Origin of the sequence: Hydrogenophaga aromaticivorans, from assembly GCF_013387465.1 — a bacterium.
GTDB classification, from domain to species: Bacteria; Pseudomonadota; Gammaproteobacteria; order Burkholderiales; family Burkholderiaceae_C; genus Hydrogenophaga; species Hydrogenophaga aromaticivorans.
Genome location: NZ_VYGV01000016.1, coordinates 556,262 through 576,202 on the forward strand (window position 1 = coordinate 556,262; position 19,941 = coordinate 576,202).

The 19,941-nt window shown below is 68.0% G+C and carries 18 protein-coding genes; 6 read left to right on the top strand and 12 right to left on the bottom strand.

The window, feature by feature from the left end; genetic code table 11:
* The first annotated feature begins 60 nt into the window (after window positions 1-60).
* The 3 genes from F3K02_RS19820 to F3K02_RS19830 all read left to right on the top strand — a co-directional run bounded on the left by F3K02_RS19820 (window position 61) and on the right by F3K02_RS19830 (window position 2,841).
* Window positions 61-1,251, top strand: a complete 1,191-nt coding sequence (locus tag F3K02_RS19820; protein WP_177137332.1) for a cation:proton antiporter — start codon at window positions 61-63, stop codon at window positions 1,249-1,251.
* A gap of 3 nt (window positions 1,252-1,254) precedes the next feature.
* Entirely contained in the window at window positions 1,255-2,382 is a 1,128-nt protein-coding gene (locus F3K02_RS19825) for a YbdK family carboxylate-amine ligase (RefSeq protein ID WP_177137333.1), read from the top strand.
* A gap of 189 nt (window positions 2,383-2,571) precedes the next feature.
* Entirely contained in the window at window positions 2,572-2,841 is a 270-nt protein-coding gene (locus tag F3K02_RS19830; RefSeq protein ID WP_177137334.1) for a hypothetical protein, read from the top strand.
* On the opposite strand, the gene F3K02_RS19835 is transcribed toward F3K02_RS19830, so the two are convergent.
* Together F3K02_RS19835 and F3K02_RS19840 are read right to left on the bottom strand one after the other, a co-directional pair.
* Window positions 2,842-3,672 (bottom strand): ABC transporter permease, encoded by an 831-nt coding sequence (locus F3K02_RS19835; RefSeq protein ID WP_425485627.1) that lies wholly within the window; start codon window positions 3,670-3,672, stop codon window positions 2,842-2,844.
* A gap of 1 nt (window position 3,673) precedes the next feature.
* On the bottom strand, window positions 3,674-4,609 hold the full coding sequence (locus F3K02_RS19840; RefSeq protein ID WP_177137336.1) for an ATP-binding cassette domain-containing protein: 936 nt from the start codon (window positions 4,607-4,609) through the stop codon (window positions 3,674-3,676).
* A gap of 104 nt (window positions 4,610-4,713) precedes the next feature.
* Here F3K02_RS19840 and asd point away from each other — a divergent pair, with 104 nt between their 5' ends.
* Entirely contained in the window at window positions 4,714-5,631 is a 918-nt protein-coding gene (gene asd / locus F3K02_RS19845; RefSeq protein WP_177137337.1) for an archaetidylserine decarboxylase, read from the top strand.
* Window positions 5,628-6,854, top strand: a complete 1,227-nt coding sequence (gene purT, locus F3K02_RS19850; protein WP_177137338.1) for a formate-dependent phosphoribosylglycinamide formyltransferase — start codon at window positions 5,628-5,630, stop codon at window positions 6,852-6,854. Before asd ends, purT begins: the two co-directional genes overlap by 4 nt.
* Here purT and F3K02_RS19855 read toward each other — a convergent pair.
* The 7 genes from F3K02_RS19855 to F3K02_RS19885 form a co-directional block, all read right to left on the bottom strand.
* The gene (locus F3K02_RS19855) at window positions 6,835-7,485 is read right to left on the bottom strand and encodes a DUF2238 domain-containing protein (RefSeq protein ID WP_177137339.1); all 651 of its coding nucleotides are present in this window, start codon (window positions 7,483-7,485) and stop codon (window positions 6,835-6,837) included. The genes purT and F3K02_RS19855 overlap by 20 nt on opposite strands.
* A gap of 134 nt (window positions 7,486-7,619) precedes the next feature.
* Window positions 7,620-8,828, bottom strand: coding sequence for an ABC transporter permease (locus F3K02_RS19860; RefSeq protein WP_177137340.1), 1,209 nt, complete (start codon window positions 8,826-8,828; stop codon window positions 7,620-7,622).
* Window positions 8,818-9,603, bottom strand: coding sequence for an ABC transporter ATP-binding protein (locus tag F3K02_RS19865; RefSeq protein ID WP_177137341.1), 786 nt, complete (start codon window positions 9,601-9,603; stop codon window positions 8,818-8,820). Before F3K02_RS19865 ends, F3K02_RS19860 begins: the two co-directional genes overlap by 11 nt.
* 92 nt (window positions 9,604-9,695) lie before the next feature.
* A complete protein-coding gene (locus tag F3K02_RS19870) occupies window positions 9,696-10,997 on the bottom strand; it encodes an efflux RND transporter periplasmic adaptor subunit (protein WP_177137342.1) in 1,302 nt (433 codons plus the stop codon).
* 26 nt (window positions 10,998-11,023) lie between these two features.
* A complete protein-coding gene (locus F3K02_RS19875) occupies window positions 11,024-12,490 on the bottom strand; it encodes an efflux transporter outer membrane subunit (protein WP_177137557.1) in 1,467 nt (488 codons plus the stop codon).
* Window positions 12,491-12,630: 140 nt separating this feature from the next.
* A complete protein-coding gene (locus F3K02_RS19880; protein WP_177137343.1) occupies window positions 12,631-13,749 on the bottom strand; it encodes a mechanosensitive ion channel family protein in 1,119 nt (372 codons plus the stop codon).
* Window positions 13,750-13,758: 9 nt separating this feature from the next.
* Window positions 13,759-15,246: an AMP nucleosidase gene (locus tag F3K02_RS19885; RefSeq protein ID WP_177137344.1), complete on the bottom strand. Its 1,488-nt coding sequence runs from the start codon at window positions 15,244-15,246 to the stop codon at window positions 13,759-13,761.
* A 51-nt stretch (window positions 15,247-15,297) separates the two neighbouring features.
* On the opposite strand from F3K02_RS19885, the gene F3K02_RS19890 reads away from it, so the two are divergent.
* Window positions 15,298-16,575, top strand: a complete 1,278-nt coding sequence (locus F3K02_RS19890; RefSeq protein WP_177137345.1) for an MgtC/SapB family protein — start codon at window positions 15,298-15,300, stop codon at window positions 16,573-16,575.
* 37 nt (window positions 16,576-16,612) lie between these two features.
* Here the strand turns inward: F3K02_RS19890 and gorA are convergent, their stop codons facing one another.
* From gorA to F3K02_RS19905, 3 genes are all read right to left on the bottom strand, one after another.
* Entirely contained in the window at window positions 16,613-18,016 is a 1,404-nt protein-coding gene (gene gorA, locus F3K02_RS19895) for a glutathione-disulfide reductase (RefSeq protein ID WP_177137346.1), read from the bottom strand.
* Between the two features lie 111 nt (window positions 18,017-18,127).
* Window positions 18,128-18,667 carry a hemerythrin domain-containing protein gene (locus F3K02_RS19900; RefSeq protein ID WP_177137347.1) on the bottom strand — a complete coding sequence of 180 codons (540 nt, stop codon included), beginning with the start codon at window positions 18,665-18,667 and terminating at the stop codon, window positions 18,128-18,130.
* A gap of 194 nt (window positions 18,668-18,861) precedes the next feature.
* Window positions 18,862-19,713 carry a 3-hydroxybutyryl-CoA dehydrogenase gene (locus tag F3K02_RS19905; protein WP_177137348.1) on the bottom strand — a complete coding sequence of 284 codons (852 nt, stop codon included), beginning with the start codon at window positions 19,711-19,713 and terminating at the stop codon, window positions 18,862-18,864.
* Window positions 19,714-19,941: the final 228 nt, after the last annotated feature.

Consider the following 19,941-nt stretch of genomic DNA (forward strand, 5'->3'; position numbering starts at 1 on the left):
AGGTGTTCAAGCGTTTACGAGGGCTTTACCATCCGGGCTCCCTTTCTGGAGTGAGTGCCCATGTTTTCCGATGTCAATTTCCTGCTCCAGTCCATGGCCTGGCCACTGGTGCTGCTGCTGGCCTGGTTTGTGGGCGAGCGCCTGCACGAGGCCGCCAGTGTGCCGCGCGTGAGCAGTTATGTGGCGGTGGGCCTGGTGGCAAGCCTGTTTGATCTGCCCGGTCTCACCAACGCCGTGCCGGGGCTGCCGTTTCTGGCCAACGTGGCGCTTTCGCTGATCCTGTTCGAGCTCGGCTACCGCATCAACCTGCGCTGGTTCCGCCACAACCCCTGGGTGCTGGCGCTGGGCCTGGTGGAATCGGTGGTCACCTTCATGGCCGTCTACCTGGCCACGGGTTGGTTCGACCTGCCGACCGAGACCCGCCTCATCATCGCGGCCTTGTCGGTTTCTGCCTCGCCCGCGGGCATCGTGCGCGTGGCCAACGAACTGCGCAGCGCCGGCCAGGTGACCGAGCGCGTCATGCACCTGTGCGCGATCAACTGCCTGGTCTCGGTGCTCGTGCTCAATCTGGTGGTGGGCTACTGGCACCTGAGCACCTCGGGCGACCTGGTGATGGCGGCGTTCGGCAGCATCCACGTGCTGGGCACATCGGTGGCGGTGGGCGCGCTGCTGGGCGTGGCCGGTCCCTGGCTGCTGCGCTCGCAGCGCATCCAGGAGCGCGACGTGACGCTGGTGTTTGCGCTGGCGGTGGTGTTGCTCACCACCATGGCCTACGGGCTCAAGCTGTCGCCGCTGCTGGCGGCGCTCACGTTCGGCATCGTTGCGCGCGAGCGCCGCGTGCACCTGACCAATGCGCAGCGCGGCTTCGGGACAGCGGGCGACCTGCTCACGGTGTTTCTCTTCGTTTACATCGCCGCGCTGCTGGACTGGACCGATGTCTGGGGCGGCATGCTGCTCGGCCTGGCGCTGATCATCGTGCGCACCGCGTCCAAGGTGGCCTGCAGTCTGGCGGCGGCGCGGCTGTCGGGCATCACCGAGCGCAAGGGGCTGCTCACCGGGCTCGCGCTCACGCCCATGTCGGCCTTTGCCATCCTGCTGCTGGAACAGAGCCGGCTGTACGGCTTCGACCCGGCCCGGCAGGTGCTGGCGGTCATGGCCGGCATGATGCTGGTGCAGGAGCTGTTCGGGCCGCTGGTGACCCAGCGCAGCCTGATGGCCGCGCACGAAACCCACGTCACGAAAGAGGGCTGAACGATGCCATTGGAGACCTTCAAATCCTCGCAGTCGCTGACCATGGGCGTGGAGCTGGAACTGCAGCTCGTCAACACCTACGACATGGACCTCTCCAGCAGTGCCAACGACCTGCTGGAGCTGCTGCGGCGCAAGCCCTTCCCGGGCGTGGTCACGCCCGAGATGACGCAGAGCATGATCGAGATCGCGACCGACATCCAGACCGAACACGGCCCGCTGCTGGCGCAGCTGCGCGAGATCCGCGACACGCTGGTGCGAGCGGGCGACCGGCTCAACATCGAGATCGCGGGCGGTGGCACGCACCCGTTCCAGCGCTGGTTCGAGCAGCGCATCTTCTCCAAGCCGCGTTTCGAGCAGCTCTCGGGCCTGTACGGCTACCTCGCCAAACAGTTCACCGTGTTCGGCCAGCACGTGCACATCGGCTGCGCGTCGCCCGACGAAGCGCTGTTCCTGCTGCACTCGCTCAACCGCTACGTGCCGCACTTCATCGCGCTCTCGGCCTCGTCGCCGTTCTTCCAGGGTGTGGACACGCTGTTCGACTCGGCGCGGCTGAATTCGGTGTTCGCCTTCCCGCTCAGCGGCCGCGCGCCCTTCACCCTGAGCTGGGACGAGTTCGCCAACGTGTACTTCACCAAGATGGAGAGCACCGGCGTGGTCAAGTCCATGAAAGACTTCTACTGGGATATCCGGCCCAAGCCCGAGTACGGCACGATCGAGCTGCGTGTGTGCGACACGCCGCTGACCGTGGAACGCGCCGCCGGCCTGGCGTGTTACCTGCAGGCGCTGTGCCGCCACCTGCTGGAACGCACCGAGGCGCCACCCGAAGAAGACGACTACCTCGTCTACACCTACAACCGCTTCCAGGCCTGCCGCTTCGGGCTCGACGGCATGATGGTCAACCCCAAGACGCGCGAGCAGATCAGCATCCGCGAGGACGTCCTGGCCACCTTGCGCCACCTGGGGTCGCACGCCGAAGCGCTGAACTCACAGGTGGCGTTGGACGAGATCGAACGCACCGCCGCGCGCGATGGCAACCACGCCAGTTTCCTGCGCAAGCAATACGCCGCCAGCGGCAGCGTGCAGAGTGTGGTGCGTGCGAGCGTGGACGCTTTGCGCAGCGGCCCCGGCTGAGGCTGGCACTGCGCCACGGACACAGGGCTGGAATAAGCGGGGTGATTCCGGCCCATCTCCGGGCTTGTCAGGCAAACACCTACAGCGTGATTGGGGGTGCGCTGACTTAACGTTTTGAAACAGGATGAATACAGTTTGTCACATCGACAAACGAATTGTTATTCACCCCTTTTTCCGCAGGACACCGCCATGAACTCGATCCACAGCCGCCTCAACCCCTTCGTCCTCATGCTCGATCCGGAAGCCGTGATCAGCGCCATGGAAGACAGCAAGATGCTGCGCAGCCTGCGCCAGCGCATCTGCCGTCCGCTGGACAAGCCCCTGATCCCCAAGACCCACACCATCGACCGCATCGCCCTGCGCGACTACGACGCCGTGATCGACGCCGAAGAGTTCATGGATTCGGGTGTCCACTTCTACGCCGAAGCCCAGCCGGCGCTCCAGGCGGCGGTGCACTGATCAGCGAGCAAACCGCTTGCGGGTCAGCGCCAGGGCCAGCCAGAAGGCCACCACCGTATAGAAGACCAGCACCGCGGCATGAAGCCAGGCCTGATCGGGCCACTGATTCATGAACAGGGGGCGCACCAGCTCCACCGCATTGGTCAGCGGCAGCCAGTCCGAGATCGCACGCACCACCCCGGGCAACTGCTCCCGCGGGAAGAAGACCCCGGAGAGGAACATCATCGGGGTCAGGAACAGCGTGAAGTAGTAGGTGAAGAAGTCGTAGCCCTGGGCCAGGGCGTTGAACACCAGGGCGATGCACGAGAACGTGATGCCCACCCCCAGCAGCACCGGCCAGGCCAGCAGGAGTTTGGGCGAATGGCTGATGCCCAGGCCCAGCATCACGGCCATGATGGCGGTGACCGAAAACAGCGCCTTGAAGCCGGCCCACAACATTTCGGCCAGCACCACGTCGTCCAGGCTCACCGGTGCGTTCATGATGCCGTCCCAGGTTTTCTGCACGTGCATGCGCGAAAACGCCGAGTACAGCGCCTCGAAGCTGGCCGCGTTCATCGCGCTCATGCAGATGCTGCCGCTGGCCAGGAAAAGGATGTAGGGCACCGTCGTGTTGCCTTGTGGCGTGGCGACGCTCACCTGGCCCACCAGCGCCCCCATGCCGTAGCCGAACGCCACCAGCCACATCAGCGGCTCGGCGATGTTGCCCACCAGGCTGGGAATCGCGAGCTTTTTCCAGACCAGCAGGTTGCGCAGGAACACCGGCCACCAGCGGGTGGACAGGCGAGGGGGCGCCCAGTGGGAGGGTGCGGGGAGCGACGTTGTTGTATTCATGTCATCCATCCTCGCGGATCTGCCGACCGGTGAGTTTCAGAAACAGGTCTTCCAGGTTCGCCGGCCGGTGCAACGTGCGCAGCTGGTGGTGTTGGCCCAGCGCGGCCAGCAGGGGCAGGGCCTGTGCGGTGTAGAAAAACACGGTCTCGCCGCTCACCTCCACGCGCGCAGCCAGTGCCCGCAGCGCGGCGTGCTCTTCGGCCTGCGCCAGCGCCAGTGCGCCGTTGCCGTAGACCTCCACCACGTCGGGCTCCAGGTGCTGCGCGATCAGCTCGCGCGGGCGGCCTTCGGCGATCTTGCGGCCGTGGTCCAGCACCAGCAGGCGCGAGCACAGGCGTTCGGCCTCGTCCATGAAGTGCGTGGTGAGCAGGATGCTCTTGCCCTGCTGCAGCAGCAGTTGCAGGCGCTCCCACATCAGGTGGCGCGCCTGCGGGTCCAGCCCGGTGGTGGGCTCGTCGAGCATCAGCAGGCGCGGGTCGTTCACCAGCGCGCGCGCCAGCGACAGGCGCCGCTTCATGCCGCCCGAGAGTTCGCCCGGTTTGGCGTCGGCCTTGTGCGAGAGCGCGGCGAACTCCAGCAACTGCGGAATGCGCGGGCGGATCTGCGCGGCGCTCATGCCGAAGTAGCGGCCGTAGACCAGCAGGTTTTCGGCGCAGGAAAAATCCGGGTCCAGCGTGTCGATCTGGCTCACCACGCCCAGCAGCGCCTTGATGGCCAGGGCGTCGCGCGGCATGTCCATGCCAAAGGCGGTGATGCGGCCCGCGTCCGGCGCGGTCAGTCCCAGGCACATGCGGATGGTGGTGGTCTTGCCGGCCCCATTGGGCCCGATCACGCCCAGGCATTCGCCCGGCGCGATGCTGAACGACAGGTCGTCCACCACGGTGTTGCCGCCATAGCGCTTGGCCAGGTGCTGGCATTCGAAGAGGTTGGCACTCATGCAATGCATTGTGCCCGCGCGCCCGCCCGCCGCGCGCCTTGGACTCCAGGGGCGCCGCCTACAATACCGGCACCGGGCCGATCGGTCTTTTCACGCGTTTTGCCGTGTCCTTATCCCCTGCTGTTGTTCTGCAATACCTGCTGCCCAAACGGGCACTGACCGTGTTCGCCGGCTGGTGCGCCGGATCGAAGGCGACCTGGTGGACGCGCAGGGTGATCCCCTGGTTCATCCGCCGTTACGGCGTCAACATGGCCGAGGCCGCGAACCCGAACCCACGCGGTTACGCCACCTTCAACGAATTTTTCACCCGGGCGCTCAAGCCCGGCGCGCGGCCACTCGCGCGCGCGGCCTTTGTCTGCCCGGTGGACGGCGCGATCAGCCAGTTCGGCGCCATCGAAAAAGACCAGATCTTCCAGGCCAAGGGCCACAGTTACAGCACACAGGCCCTGGTGGGCGGTGACGCCGAACTGGCCGCACAGTTCGAAGACGGCGCCTTCGCCACCCTCTACCTCAGCCCCAGGGACTACCACCGCATCCACATGCCCAGCGCCGCGCGCCTGCGCCGCATGATCCATGTGCCGGGCGACCTGTTTTCCGTCAACCCGACCACGGCGTGCGGCGTGCCCGGCCTGTTCGCGCGCAACGAGCGCGTGGTCTGCGTGTTCGACGTGCCGCACGGCGAGAGCGGCGAGATGCGCCCCTTCGTGCAGGTGCTGGTGGGCGCCACCATCGTCGGCAGCATGGCCACCGTGTGGCACGGCGTGGTGAACCCGCCGCGCCCGGGCGAGGTGCGCGAGTGGCGCTACGACGACAAGGCCTTTCTGCTGGACCGGGGTGAAGAGATGGGCTGTTTCCTGCTCGGCTCCACCGTGGTGCTGCTCTGGCCGAAAGACACCATTCACTTCAACCAGCAGTGGCTGGCCGGGCAGGGCGTGCGCATGGGCGAAGCCATGGGCAGCGCCGTGGTGGCCGAGCCCGACACCTGCCCGCAGGCCTTGACCACCTCCCAGGACACCCCATGACCACCCTCGGCACCCCCCTGTCCCCTTCCGCCACCAAGGTGATGCTGCTCGGCTCCGGCGAGCTGGGCAAAGAGGTGCTGATCGCCTTGCAGCGCCTGGGCGTTGAAACCATTGCGGTGGACCGGTACGACAACGCGCCGGGCCAGCAGGTGGCGCACTTTGCCCGCACCATCACCATGAGCGACCCGGCGCAGTTGAAAGCGCTGATTCAGGCCGAGCGCCCGCACCTGGTGGTGCCCGAGATCGAGGCCATTGCCACGCCCATGCTGCAGGAGCTCGAAGCGGCCGGTGTGGTGCGTGTGATCCCCACCGCCCGCGCCGCACGCCTGACCATGGACCGCGAAGGCATCCGCCGCCTGGCTGCCGAAACGCTGGGCCTGCCGACCAGCCCCTACAAGTTCTGCGATTCGCTCGAAGAGCTGCAGGCAGCGATCGACGGTGGCATCAGCTACCCCTGCATCGTCAAGCCGGTGATGAGCAGCTCGGGCAAGGGCCAGAGCAAGATCGACGGCCCGGCCGATGTGAAGACTGCGTGGGACTACGCCATGTCGGGCGGCCGCGTCGGCCCGGGCCGCATCATCGTCGAAGGCTTCATCGATTTCGACTACGAGATCACGCAGCTCACCGTGCGCGCCCTCGGTGCCGACGGCCAGATCGAGACCCACTTCTGCGACCCGATCGGCCACGTGCAGGTGAGCGGCGACTACGTGGAAAGCTGGCAGCCGCACCCGATGACGGCGACCGCGCTGGCCGAGTCGCGCCGCATCGCCAAGGCGGTGACGGACGACCTGGGCGTGGGCCACGACGGCCAGCCTTCGGGCCTGGGCCTGTTTGGGGTGGAGCTGTTCGTGAAGGGCGACCAGGTCTGGTTCAGCGAAGTGAGCCCGCGCCCGCACGACACCGGCATGGTGACCATGATCACGCAATGGCAGAACGAGTTCGAGCTGCACGCCCGCGCCATCCTCGGCCTGCCGGTGAGTACCGTCCTCAAGAGCCCGGGCGCCAGTGCCGTGATCTACGGCGGGGTGGAAGCCCAGGGCATTGTGTTCGACGGCGTGGACGAAGCCATGCGCGTGCCCAACAGCGAAATCCGCCTGTTCGGCAAACCCGAGAGCTTTGTGAAGCGCCGCATGGGCGTGGCGCTGGTGCACGACGCCGACGTGGAGGTCGCGCGCACGCAGGCCAAGCTCGCGGCCTCGAAAGTCAAACCCCGGCGGGCCTGACTTTCGTGGGAGTGGGCAGGCGCGCGAGCTGCGCGTCGTGCCAGCGCGCCAGCAGCCCCTGCGCAGCGATGGCCCCGATGAAGGCCAGTGCCATGTCTTTCTGCGTGTCCCACGGATCGCCCTGGGTGCCCAGGAAGGCGTCAGCACCCGCACCAATCGCCACCGCAACGCCCCATTCGATCAGTTCGTAGAGCGCGCTGATCGCACCGCACACGCACACCACGATCACGAACAGCCAGCGTCCCGTCCGCAGCGGCGTCCGACGCAGCAGCAGCTCACGCGCCACCAGGGCGGGCACGAAGCCCTGGGCCAGGTGGCCGATGCCGTCGTAGGGGTTTCGCGCCAGGCCCATGAAGTCCTGTATCCAGAAACCCAGCGGCACCTTGGCGTAGGTGTAGTGGCCGCCCAGCATCAGGACCAGTGCGTGCACGAAGATCAGCGCATAGACCAGCCGCGTGAGCGGAAAACGCTGCCAGCTGAACCAGAGCAGGGGCAGGGAGATGATCACGGGCGCCACTTCCAGGGCCCAGGTGTCGAGCTCCAGCGGATGGAAACCCGACAGGGCGAGCAGCGCCAGCAGGACCAGCGAATAGATCAGCAGGCCGCGCGGGCCCAGGCTTGATTCGTACATCGCCCGATCATATTAGGGGGCACAGCTCGCTGGATGGGGAGTTGACACCCAGGGCACCGCGGAACCGGCTTTGCCGGGCCGCCAGTGCCGCCCCCTTGGGGGTGACGCCGCAGGCGGCGCGGGGGTGGGCCAATCTACTCGTGGCGCAGCGCATCGATCGGATTCAGCCGCGCCGCGCGCCGCGCCGGGAAGTAGCCGAACAGCACACCGATCGCCGCTGAAAACACGAAGCTCAGCACGTTCACGCTCAGGTTGAACTGGTAGGGCACGTTCATCAGCGCCGACAGGCCGAGCGAGGCGATGGTGGCCAGCACGATGCCGATGAGTCCGCCGAGCGCGGCCAGCACCACGGCCTCGATCAGGAACTGCAGCAGCACCTCGCGCTCCAGCGCGCCGATGGCCAGGCGCAGGCCGATTTCGCGCGTGCGCTCGGTCACGCTCACCAGCATGATGTTCATGATGCCGATGCCGCCCACCAGCAGGCTCACCGCGGCCACCGCGCCGAGCAGCATGGTCATGATCTTGGTGGTGCCCGACAGCGTTTCGGCGAGTTGTTTGGTGTCGAGCACGTTGAAGTTGTCTTCGTCGCTCTCGGCCAGCTTGCGCCGCTCGCGCAGCAGCTGGGTGATGGTCGCCGTGATGCGGGCGGCGTCGGCGCCGTCGCTCATGGACACCAGCAGGGTGTTGACCCGCGTGTGGCCGACGATGCGGCGTTGCAGGGTCTTGATCGGCATCAGCACCATGTCGTCCTGGTCGTTGCCGAAAGCACCCTGGCCCTTGGCGGCCAGCGTGCCGATGACCTCGCAGCTCATCGCCTTGACGCGCAGTTGCGCGCCCACTGCGCTGGTGCTGCCGAAGAGCTCGCGCTGCACCGTCTGACCGATCAGGCAGACCGCGCCGCCTGCGCGCAATTCGTCGTTGCTGAACGCGCGGCCGTCGGCCAGCTTCCAGTTGCCGGTGGTGAGCCAGTCGTTGGTGCTGCCGATCACGCTGCTGCTCCAGTTGCGGCCGTTGGCCACGAGCACGGAGCCGGTGCGCGCTTCGGACGCGACGGCGGCGATGCCACCGATCTGCGCGGCGATGGCTTCGCCGTCGCTTTCCTTGAAGGCGGGCGCACCGCCGCCGCCACCGCCCGGTCCCATGCGCTGGCCGGGGCGCACCTGCAGCAGGTTGGTGCCCAGGCCCGAAATCTGGTTCTGCACCGCGGCCGTGGCGCCGTTGCCGACGGTGACCATGGTGATCACCGCGCTCACGCCGATCACGATGCCGAGGATGGTGAGGAAGGATCGCAGCAGGTTGCGCCGGATCGAGCGCAGCGCGAGCAACAGGGTGTTAAGCCACATGCGGGGCCTCCTTGCCGGCGATGCCCGAGACTTCCGCGTCGCTCACGGTCTGGTGCGCCGCGCCCGTTTGCAGCGCCACAGGATGCGGGTTGGGCTCGTCGCTCTCGACCACCCCGTCCACGAAGCGCACCATGCGTTTGGCATACGCCGCCATGTCGGGTTCGTGCGTGACCATCAGCACGGTGATGCCCTGTTCGGCGTTCAGGCGCCAGAGCAGTTCCATGATTTCCTGGCTGCGGTGGGTGTCGAGGTTGCCGGTGGGTTCGTCGGCCAGCAGCACCTGCGGCTCGGTGACGATGGCGCGCGCGATCGCCACACGCTGTTGTTGCCCGCCCGAGAGTTCGCCCGGCGTGTGGTGCTCCCAGCCCTTGAGGCCCACCCTTTCCAGCGCGCGCTGGGCCAGGCTGTGCCGCGAAGCGGCGGGTTCGCCGCGGTAGATCAGCGGCAGCTCCACGTTCTCCTGCGCCGAGGTGCGCGCCAGCAGGTGGAAGCCCTGGAACACGAAACCGAAATAGCGCCGCCGCAGGCGCGCGCGCTCGTCGCGCGAGAGCGCTTCCACGTGCACACCGCGGAACAGGTAGTCGCCCGTGGTGGGCACATCGAGACAGCCCAGCGTGTTCATGGCGGTGGACTTGCCCGAGCCGCTGGGGCCCATGATGGCGACGAACTCGCCCTGGTGGATGTCCAGGTCCACGCCCTTCAAGGCCTGGAAGGCGGTGTTGCCTTCGCCGTAGGTCTTGGTGATGCCGCGCAGGCGGATGAGAGGGTTGTCCATATTTGTCGTGGATCGGTCCGGCGCCGGGCCGCCCCAAGCCGGATCAGCCCCCCCGGGGGGCAACGACCCGCGCAGCGCTGGCGTGTGGGGGCTCATGAGCCGGTTCCTGCCGCTCTCTGTTCGGTGATCACGGCCATGCCTTCGGAGAGGCCCTCACCGCTGACTTCGGTGTTGCGGCCGTCGCTGATGCCGGTCTTGACCTGCATGGCCACGGGCTGGTTCTCCTGCAGCACCCAGATCTGGCGCTTGCCGCCGCTGCGGGGGTCGGTGCCGGCGGTTTTGGTGCTCGAGCGCGGCGGGCGTGGCATCAGCTTGGACAGGATGCTGGTGTTGGCCGCCGCCGCGCCGTTGCCACTGACCGGCGAGAAGCGCAAGGCGGTGTTGGGCACCAGCAGCACGCCCTTCGCCTCCTTGGCCACGATGGTGGCAGCCGCCGTCATGCCCGGGCGCAGGCTGAGGTCGCTGTTGTCCACGTTGAGCGTGGTGGTGTAGGTGACCACGTTGTCGGTCTTGGTGGAACCAAAGGCCACGCGGTTGATGGTGGCCGGGTAGCGGCGCGCCGGGAAGGCGCTCACGGTGAAGGTGGCTTTCTGGTCCACCTTGACGGCACCCACATCGGCCTCGTCCACCGCCACGTCGAGCTTGAGCTGCGCGAGGTCCTCGGCCACGGAGAACAGCGTCACGGCCTGCAGCGAGGCGGCCACGGCGTTGCCCGGGTCCACCGTGCGGCTGAGCACCACGCCGTTGATGGGCGAGCGGATCGAGGCCTTGGACAGGTTGGTTTCGGTGGTGGCGAGGGCGGCGCGCGATTCGGTGACGGCGGCGCGTGCGGCGGCCTCAATGGCCACGGCGCGCTCGACGGCCGCTTTCGCGCTGTCGAGCTCGGTGGCCGAGGGCACCTTGCCGCCCGAGAGGCGTGCCACCTCTTCAAAGCGCGCCAGCGTGGCGCGCGATTCCTTCACCGTGGCGCTGGCCTGCGCCAGCTGCGCCTGGGCCGAGGCCAGACCGGCGCGCGACTGCGTCACCTGGTCCACCAGCTTGGCGGTGTCCAGCTCCACCAGCACCTGGCCGGTCTTGATGCGGTCGTTCACATCCACCAGCACGCGTTTGACGGTGCCCGAGAGCTCGCTGCCGATGTTGACCGAGCGCGTGGGCTGCAGCGTGCCGTTGGCGGCCACCGTGAGCGTGATGTCGCCCGTCTTCAGGGGCTCGGTCACGTAGACCGGCGCGGCCTTGCTTTGCTGCTGCGCCTGCCAGTAGGCGATGCCGCCAGCCCCGACGACGAGCGCGGCAATGCCGATCCACAGCGAGCTGCGCTGCCACCAGCGCGGCGGGTGGTCGCTGCCCAGCAGGTTTTGCAGGTCGGCGGAGGGGGCGTCTTTTTTGGAGCTCATGGCGATTCGGTGTCGGTGTTCGGGGTTCAGCTGGTGGTGGCTTCCACCGACGGCGCGTCGGGCGTCCAGCCGCCGCCGAGGGCCTTGTACAGGCGCACGTGGTCGGCGCTCAGCGTGGCCTGGGTGCTGGCCACGCTGTCCTGGGTGGAGAGCAGGGTGCGCTGGGTGTCGAGCACCGAGCGGAAGTCGATCAGGCCGCTCTCGTAGCGCTGGCGCGCCAGCAGCTCGGCGTTGGCCGCGGCGGTGCTGGCCGCCTGCAGGCGCACCAGGCGCTCGCGGTCGCCCTGCAGCGCCACCAGCGCGTCTTCCACGTCTTTCACGGCGCTGATCACGGTGCCCTGGTAGGCCACGCGCGCCTGTTCCAGCGCCGCTTCCTGCGAGCGCACCTGGGCCCGGGCCGCGCCACCGTCGAACAGCGGCGCCGACACGCTGGCCAGCAGCGAGTTGACCACCGATGCGCCGTTGGTCAGCGAGCCCAGCGTCAGCGCGGAGAGGCCCAGCGAGCCGCTGAGGCGGAAGCTCGGGTAGCGCGCGGCATCGGCCGCGGCCACGCGGGACAGCGCGGCGCTGATGCGGTGTTCGGCGGTGCGCACGTCGGGGCGCTGGCGCAGCGTGTCGGCCGGAAAGGCCAGCGCCAGATCGCCCGCGCCCTGGGGTACCGCTGCGGCGGTGGTCAGCGCGCCCTGCAGCGCGGCGGGCAGTGTGCCGGGCGCCTGTCCGGTCAGCACCGCGAGGCCGCTCAGGGCCTGGGCGATGCTGGTCTGCAGCGCCGGGATCTGGGCCGCGGTCTGCTCGCTGGAGGCAATGGCCTGCTCCAGATCGAGCGACGAGGCCAGGCCCGCCTGTGTGCGCCAGCGCGTGATCTGCAGCGTTTCGGTCTGCGCGGCGAGGTTGCTGCGCGCAATCGCCAGCCGCGTCTGCAGGCCACGCAGTTCGATGTAGGTGACCGCGACTTCGGCCGCCAGCGACACCTGCACATCGGCCAGGCTGGTTTCGGACGCGCGGGCGTCGGCTTCGCTGGCGTTCAGCGCGCTGCGGTTGCCACCAAAAATATCGGGTTCCCAGCTGGCGTCAAAGCCGGCCTGGAAACGGTTGCTGGTGTCGTTGTCGCCCGACTTGCTGCGCTGCGCCGAGGTCGACGCGCTGAGCGTGGGGCCCATGCCGGCTTGTTGCACGTCGCGCTGCGCGCGTGCCTGCAGCAGCGCGGCCTGGGCGCTCTTGACGCTGGTGTTGGCCTGCAGCGCCTGCGTGACCAGCGTGGTGAGGGTGGGGTCGTTGAAGCGTTGCCACCAGCCGGCGAGCGCCGTGGGCGAGGGGACGGCGGCCGCGTTGACCGGGGTGCTGGACCAGGCCGCTGGCAGCGGGGTTTCAGGCAGCTCGCCGCCCGCCGGTGCCAGGCTGGCGCAGGCGGACAGCAGGGCGATGCTGGCCAGGGCGATCAGGGTGACTGGTCCGCGGACCGGTCGGGCGTTGGGCGGTGACAGCAGTTTCATGGTGTTCATTCAGCATACTGGGTACGCCGGTGCGCCATTGTGCGCAAACGAACTTAAGCGACCGTGACTGGATGGTGAAGTTCCGGTAAAGAAGCCGAAGTCAGGTGGGGTATCGGGTGGGTCGCATCGGCGCGGGCGGGTCAAGCCGCGCCGGGTTCCGGTGCGTCAGGTGGCGCCGGATCGGGGGTGGTCGCCACATGCAGCGTCTGCGTGGGGAAGGCGATGGCGGCCCCGTGGCGGGCCACGATGCGACCGAATTCGAGCAGCAGTTCCTGCTTCAGCGCCTGGTAGTCCACCCAGGCGCGGGTGAGCGTGAAAGCGTAGACCATGATGTCGAGCGAACTGGCGCCGAAGCGGGTGAAGTTCACGATCAGGGTCTGGCTGTTGTCGATGCCGGGGTGGTTCTGCAGCAGGGTCCTCATGTCGTCGACCACGGCTTGCACCTGGTCGAAGTCGTCGTAGCGCAGGCCCAGGGTTTCTTTCAGGCGCCGGTGGCTCATGCGCGAGGGATTCTCGACCACGATGCTGGTGAACACCGCGTTGGGCACGTAGATCGGGTTCTTGTTGAAGGCGCGGATGCGGGTGTGTCGCCAGCTGATGTATTCCACCGTGCCTTCGATGCTCTTGTCGGGCGAACGGATCCAGTCACCGACGCTGAACGGGCGGTCGAGGTAGATGGTGAGGCCGCCGAAGAAATTGGCCAGCAGGTCCTTCGCGGCCAGGCCGACCGCGATGCCGCCGACGCCACCGAGCGCGAGCAGGCCGCCGATCTGGAAACCCAGGGTGTGGGCCACGGTGATGGCGGTGACCACGATCACCAGCAGGCGCAGCAGCTTGCTCAGGGCGAGCGCGGTGGTGAGGTCGAAGGGTTCGCCGCTGTCGGTGCGGCGCCGGATGCTGGTCTGGGAAACGAGCCCGATGAGCCGCCACAGGAACCAGGCCACGCAGACGATGAAGCCGACATCGCGCCATCGCAGGGTGTCCGTCAGCAGCGCGGGTTCGTTCCAGTGCGCATTCAGCGCACGCGCCACCCAGCCCAGGCCGATGAGCCAGATCAGCAGCTGCGTGGGCTTGCGCGCGGCGCCCAGCACGGCCTCGTCCCAGGGGTTGGCCGAGCGCTGCGCCCAGCGGTTGGCCTGCAGGAACGCCGTGCGCACGGCCTGCCCGACCAGCAGGGTGAGCAGGCTGATGGCCAGCACGGAGGCCAGCCAGAGTTCAACGCCAATGGATTGTTGAAGGGTCTCGGTGAGGCGGTTCATGGGCCGCGCTCACTGGAACGCCACCTCGGCGAAGCTGCGCAGCTTGCGGCTGTGCAACTGGGCGGCGCCGCCTTCGCGCAGCCGCTCCACCGCGCGGATGCCGATGCGCAGGTGTTGATCGACGCGCTCGCGGTAGAAGTGGTTGGCCATGCCGGGCAGCTTGATCTCGCCGTGCAGCGGCTTGTCGCTCACGCAGAGCAGGGTGCCGTAGGGCACGCGGAAACGGAAGCCGTTGGCGGCGATGGTGGCGCTCTCCATGTCGAGCGCCACCGCGCGCGATTGCGAGAAACGCCGCTGGGGCTTGTTGTCGGGCAGCAGTTCCCAGTTGCGGTTGTCGGTGCTGGCGACGGTGCCGGTGCGCATGATGCGTTTCACCTCCTGCGGCGGCACGCCGGTCACGTCGGCCACGGCGCCTTCGAGCGCGAGCTGGATTTCGGCCAGCGCGGGAATCGGCACCCACAGCGGCAGCTCTTCGTCGAGCACATGGTCTTCGCGCACGTAGGCGTGGGCGAGCACGTAGTCGCCGAGCTGCTGGCTGCTGCGCAGTCCGGCGCAGTGGCCGATCATGAGCCAGGCGTGCGGGCGCAGCACGGCGATGTGGTCGGTGATGGTCTTGGCGTTGGCCGGGCCGACGCCGATGTTCACCATGGTGATGCCGCTGCGGTCGGCGCGCATGAGGTGGTAGCCCGGCATTTGCGGCAACCGGGGGGGCGGGGCGCCGAGTTCGTCGCCCGCTTCTGCGCCCAGGCCCACCCGGCGTGTCACCACGTTGCCGGGTTCGACGAAGGCGATGTATTCGCTGTCGGGGCGGGCCATTTCGGCGTGGCCGAGCCGGATGAATTCGTCGATGTAGAACTGGTAGTTGGTGAACAGCACGAAGTTCTGGAACCACTCGGGCGCGGTGCCGGTGTAGTGGCGCAGGCGCTGGAGCGAGTAGTCGATGCGCGGCGCGGTGAACAGCGAGAGCGGCTGCGCTTCGCCCGGGCGCGGCTCGTGCGTGCCGTTGGCGATGCCGTCGTCCATGGCGGCCAGGTCGGGCAGGTCGAACACGTCGCGCATGAGGGCGCGGCGCTCGCTGCTCAGGCTGCCTTCGACGTGGTCGTGCTCGGCGAACGAGAAGTGGATGGGAATCGGGTGGGTGCTGGTGCCCACCTCCAGCTCGCCGCCGTGGTTGATCAGCAGCAGGCTGAACTGCTCCAGGAAGTAGTCGGCGTAGAGGTCAGGTCGCGTGATCGTGGTTTCGAACCGGCCGGGGCCGGCCACGAAGCCGTAGCTCAGGCGGCCCGTGCCCTGGTGCGACACGCTGTGGGTGTGCAGCCGCACGAAGGGGTAGCAGGCGCGCACGCGGGCGTCCTTGAAATCGGCGCCGGCCACGAAGTCGCGCATGGCCGCGCGCAGGAAGTGGATGTTCTGCTGGTAAATGCGCTGCACCTGGGCCAGGGCGGCGGCCGGGTTGCGGTAGAAAACGGGGGCGGTAAAGTCGGGTGTCTTGTACATGCCGCTATTGTGGCGCCGCCCCGTGACACCTTGCCCCCACCCGGAATACCCATGCTGGATGCCGCTGCACCGGCGCTGAACCCGGCGGTCGACATGGCCGGCGCCGCCGCCGTGCTGGCGGCGGCGCTGGGTTGCGGCCTGCTGGTGGGCATTGAGCGCGAGCGGCGCAAGGGCACCGGTCCGGGGCGGGCGTTCGCCGGCCTGCGCACTTTTGCGCTGACCAGCCTGGTGGGTGCCGCCGCGGCGCTCACGCAGCTGACGGGGCTGGTGGTGACCGGCGCTGCGATGGTGGCTGCACTGGCCCTGGTCGCTTACTGGCGCGACCGCTCCGACGACCCGGGGGCCACCACCGAAATTGCCCTGCTGCTGACCTACCTGATCGGCGTGCTCTGCGCGCAGAGCCTGCCGCTGGCCGCCGCGCTCGCGGTGGGCCTGACCGGGGTGCTGGCCGCGCGGGAGCGGCTGCACCAGTTTGCCCGCCAGTGGCTGACCGAGGGCGAAGTGCGCGACGGCATCGTGCTGGCCGCGCTGGTGCTGATGGCGCTGCCGCTGGTGCCCAACCGGCCGCTCTGGGGACCGGCGCTCAACCCCTACGTCATCGTGCAGCTGCTGGCCTTGCTGCTGGCGGTGCAGTCGCTGGCGCACCTGTGCCGCCGCCTGCTGCAGGCGCGCCACGCGGTGGCGTTCTCGGCGCTGGCCTCGGGCTTTGTGTCGAGCACCGCCACCATCGCCACGCTGGGGCTGGCCGCGCGCGAGGGCCGTTCGCCCGCGCGGCTGATGGCGGGTGGTGGCCTGCTGTCCTGCGTGTCCACCCAGTTGCAGGTGCTGCTGGTCGCCGCCGCCGTGCAACCGGCCTGGCTGCCGGTCTTGTGGCTGCCGTCGCTGGCCGCCGGTTTGCTGGCGCTGGTCTGGGGCTGGTGGATGGTGCGCGGAGCGCCCGGCGACACCGATGCCCCGACGGTGCCGGACGAAGACCGGATGTTCAGCCTCTGGGGCGCTGCGGGTGTGGCCGCTTTGCTCAGTGCCATCCAGGTGCTGGTGCACGCGCTGACGCTGTGGCTGGGTTCTTCGGGCCTGCTGCTGGGCTCGGCGCTGGCGGCGCTGGCCGACCTGCACGCCTCGCTGGCCGCGGTGTTTGCTTCGGGGGGGCCGGCGGCGGGCGGCGCCGCGGTGTGGGCGGTGATGCTGGCCATGCTGGTGCACGCCGGCAGCAAGAGCGCCACCGCCGGCATCGTGGGGGGCTGGCGCTACCTGGCCTGGCTGGCGCCGGGCCTGTGGCTGCACATGGCGCTCGGTGCTGCGGGCATCTACTGGATGGCGCGCGCCTAGAACGGGCTGGCGACCTCGGAGAGATCGCCTGGGGTTCTCAGTTACGGGTCGGTTCGCGCATCGTCACGAACTCTTCCGCCGCCGTCGGGTGGATGCCGATGGTGCTGTCGAACACCGCCTTGGTCGCGCCGGCCTTCATGGCCACGGCAAAACCCTGCACGATCTCGCCGGCTTCGGCGCCCACCATGTGCAGGCCCACCACGCGGTCGCTCGCGGTGTCCACCACCATCTTCATCAGCGTGCGCTCGCTGCTGCCCGAGAGCGTGTGCTTCAAGGCCTTGAACTCGCTGCGGAAGATCGTCACCTGGCCGAACTTCTCGCGGGCCGCGGCCTCGCTGTAGCCCACGGTGCCGATGTTGGGGTGCGTGAAGACGGCGGTGGGGATGAAGTCGTAACTCATTTCGCGCGCGGTCTTGCCCGCTGCCGCGCCGAAGAGCTGGTCCACCACCACCATCGCCTCGCCCAGCGCCACCGGGGTGAGCTGCACGCGGTTGGTCACGTCACCCACGGCGTAGATGCCGGGCACATTGGTCTGGTAGTGCGCGTTGACGACCACCTCACCCTGCGCGCCCTGGGCCACGCCGACGGTGTCCAGCCCGAGACCCTGCACGTTGGGTTTGCGCCCGGTGGCGTACAGCACGGCGTCGGCCAGCACCACGGCGCCGCCTTCCAGTTCGACACGCAGGCCTTCTTCGGTCTTGCGGATGTCCACCACGTCGGCGTTCAGCCGCAGGTCCACGCCGGACTTGGCCATCTCGGCGGCGACGAAGTGGCGCACCTCGTCGTCAAAACCGCGCAGCACCTGTTCGCCGCGGTACAGCTGCGTGACCTTCGAGCCCAGGCCGTTGAAGATGGAGGCGAACTCGCAGGCGATGTAGCCACCGCCCACCACCAGCAGGCGTTGCGGGAAGGGTTCCAGATCGAAGATCTCGTTGGAGGTGATGACGTGTTCGCGACCCACGAAGTGCGGCACGTGGGGCGTGCCGCCGGTGGCGATCAGGATGTGCTTCGCGGTGAAATTCTGGTGGCCGGGGCTGCCGTCGGCGTTGATCGTGGCCAGGCCGATGCTGTGCTCGCCCTGCAGGCGGGCAAAGCCATCGAAGACCGTGACGCCCGAGCCGCGCAGCAGGTTGCCGTAGACGCCGTTGAGGCGGCTGATCTCGGTGGCGCGGTTGGCCTTCAGCGTGGCCCAGTTGAGGGTGGGTTCCGGACCTTCCCAACCAAAGCCGTGGGATTCGTGGGCCGCATCGGCGTAGTGAGCGGCGTAGCTGTAGAGCTTTTTCGGGATGCAGCCCACGTTGACGCAGGTGCCACCCAGGCCGTCGGTGCCGAGGGTTTCGGCCAGGGCCACGCGCGCGCCACGCTGGGCCGCCATGCGGGCGGCGCGCACGCCACCACTGCCGCCGCCAATGACAAAGAGATCGAAATCGTGAGTGCTCATGCTCGTCCGTTCGGCCAACGGGATCGTGGCCTTTGCTGTGGAGCCGGGCAGTTTACGCGCAGCCCGGCCGCCCTGTGGGCGCCGGGGCTGTTGCGCCGGGCCCCCGGTGGCTCAGCGCCTGGCGCGCGCTTCGTCGCTCTTGAGTGCACGCCGCTTCGCCATTTCACGGCCCATGCCAATGGTGTTGAGGCCGGCGAGCCGCTTCTTCGCCTCCGGGTAGGCGACGGACTCTTCCAGCAGGAGGTGGTCCGTGTAGAGCGCTTCAAAAACATCCAGTGCGTGGCGCAATTCCACCGTGTCGAACCAGAGGTTGCCACTGGTGGCCGCTTCCAGCGAAGGTGCGATCTGGATCCAGTTTTCTTCCAGCCAGCCGTGGTCCTGAATCAGGTGTTCGGTGGCTTGCACGATCTCGGCGTCCTGGCTGCCCAGCAGCGCCGGGAAGATGTGTTTTTCTTCGTCCAGATGGTGCTGGCGCGCTTCACCATTGAAATAGTCGAGCACGCGGCGCGCCTGCTCGCGTGTGGCCGTGTTCAGCCCACGGGATTCGATGGCGTCGACCAGCGCGTGCAGCTGACGTATCTGCGCCTGGATCTCGCGGTGGGTGGAGTCGAGGAATTCGAAGACAGCGATGGAAGCGGGCGCGGCACACATGACGAACTCCTGATCATTGGATGGGATTCATTATGAAAATGTGCCGTGCCGGGACCACTTGATCTTGCTCAAACAAAAAGCCCGCCGAAGCGGGCATCCGATGGGCTGTCACCACCTGGGCATTTTCGAAGCACATGGCCGGTCCTGGATGCCGCGGAACGGACCTTGCCGGGCCGATGGCATCGCCCCCGGGGTCAGTACGTGTACACCCCGCGTCCGGTCTTGCGGCCCAGCCAGCCGGCGGCCACCATTTCTTTGAGCAGCGGCGCCGGGCGGTACTTGCTGTCGTTGTACTCGGCCATGTAGACGTTCATCACGGCCAGGCACACGTCCAGGCCGATCATGTCGGCCAGCGCCAGTGGGCCGATGGGCTGGTTGGTGCCCAGCTTCATGCCGGCGTCGATGTCTTCCGGCGTCGCCAGCCCTTCGGCGAGCACGAAGAAGGCTTCGTTGATCATGGGCACGAGGATGCGGTTGACCACAAAGCCGGGCGCGTTCTTCACCGTGATCGGCGTCTTGCCCAGCGCTTCGGCCATGGCCTTCACGGCGTCGTGCGTGGCGTCGCTGGTCTGCAGGCCGCGGATGATCTCCACCAGCGCCATCATCGGCACGGGGTTGAAGAAGTGCATGCCGATGAAGCGGTCAGGCCGCTGCGTGGCGGCGGCCAGCTTGGTGATGCTGATCGAGCTGGTGTTGGTGGCCACGATCACCTCGGGCGCGAGGATGCTGTCGAGCTGCTGCAGGATCTTGACCTTCAGGCCTTCGTTTTCGGTCGCGGCTTCGATCACGAGCTGCGCGCCCTTGAGGTCGTCGTAGTTCGTCGAGCCCTGGATCAGCGCGAGCGCCGCTTCCTTGTCGTCGGCCGTCATCTTCTCTTTCTTGATCAGGCGGTCCAGGCTGCCGGCGATGGTGGCCAGGCCCTTGTCGACCGCGGCTTGGGCGATGTCGACCATGACCACGCGGATGCCACTGACGGCGCAGGCCTGGGCGATGCCGTTGCCCATGGTGCCCGAGCCGATGATGCCCACGGTTTGAATGCTGCTCATAGGGAAATGCTCCTGAAAAAAAGACGAAGAACCCTTGTCGGGGCCGTGCACCGCCCACGATCCCGGCTGCGTCGCGCAGGCGTCGGGACTAGGCTGGCGCGCCTACCGGTGCGGCCAGCGCTGTGCTAACTTGCCTGCGGATTGTCGCGCACCGGGATGCGCGGCGAAGACAACCACACCAACGTGAGCGGTCGGGGCATCACCAGCGATCCCCGTGCCAGACAACGG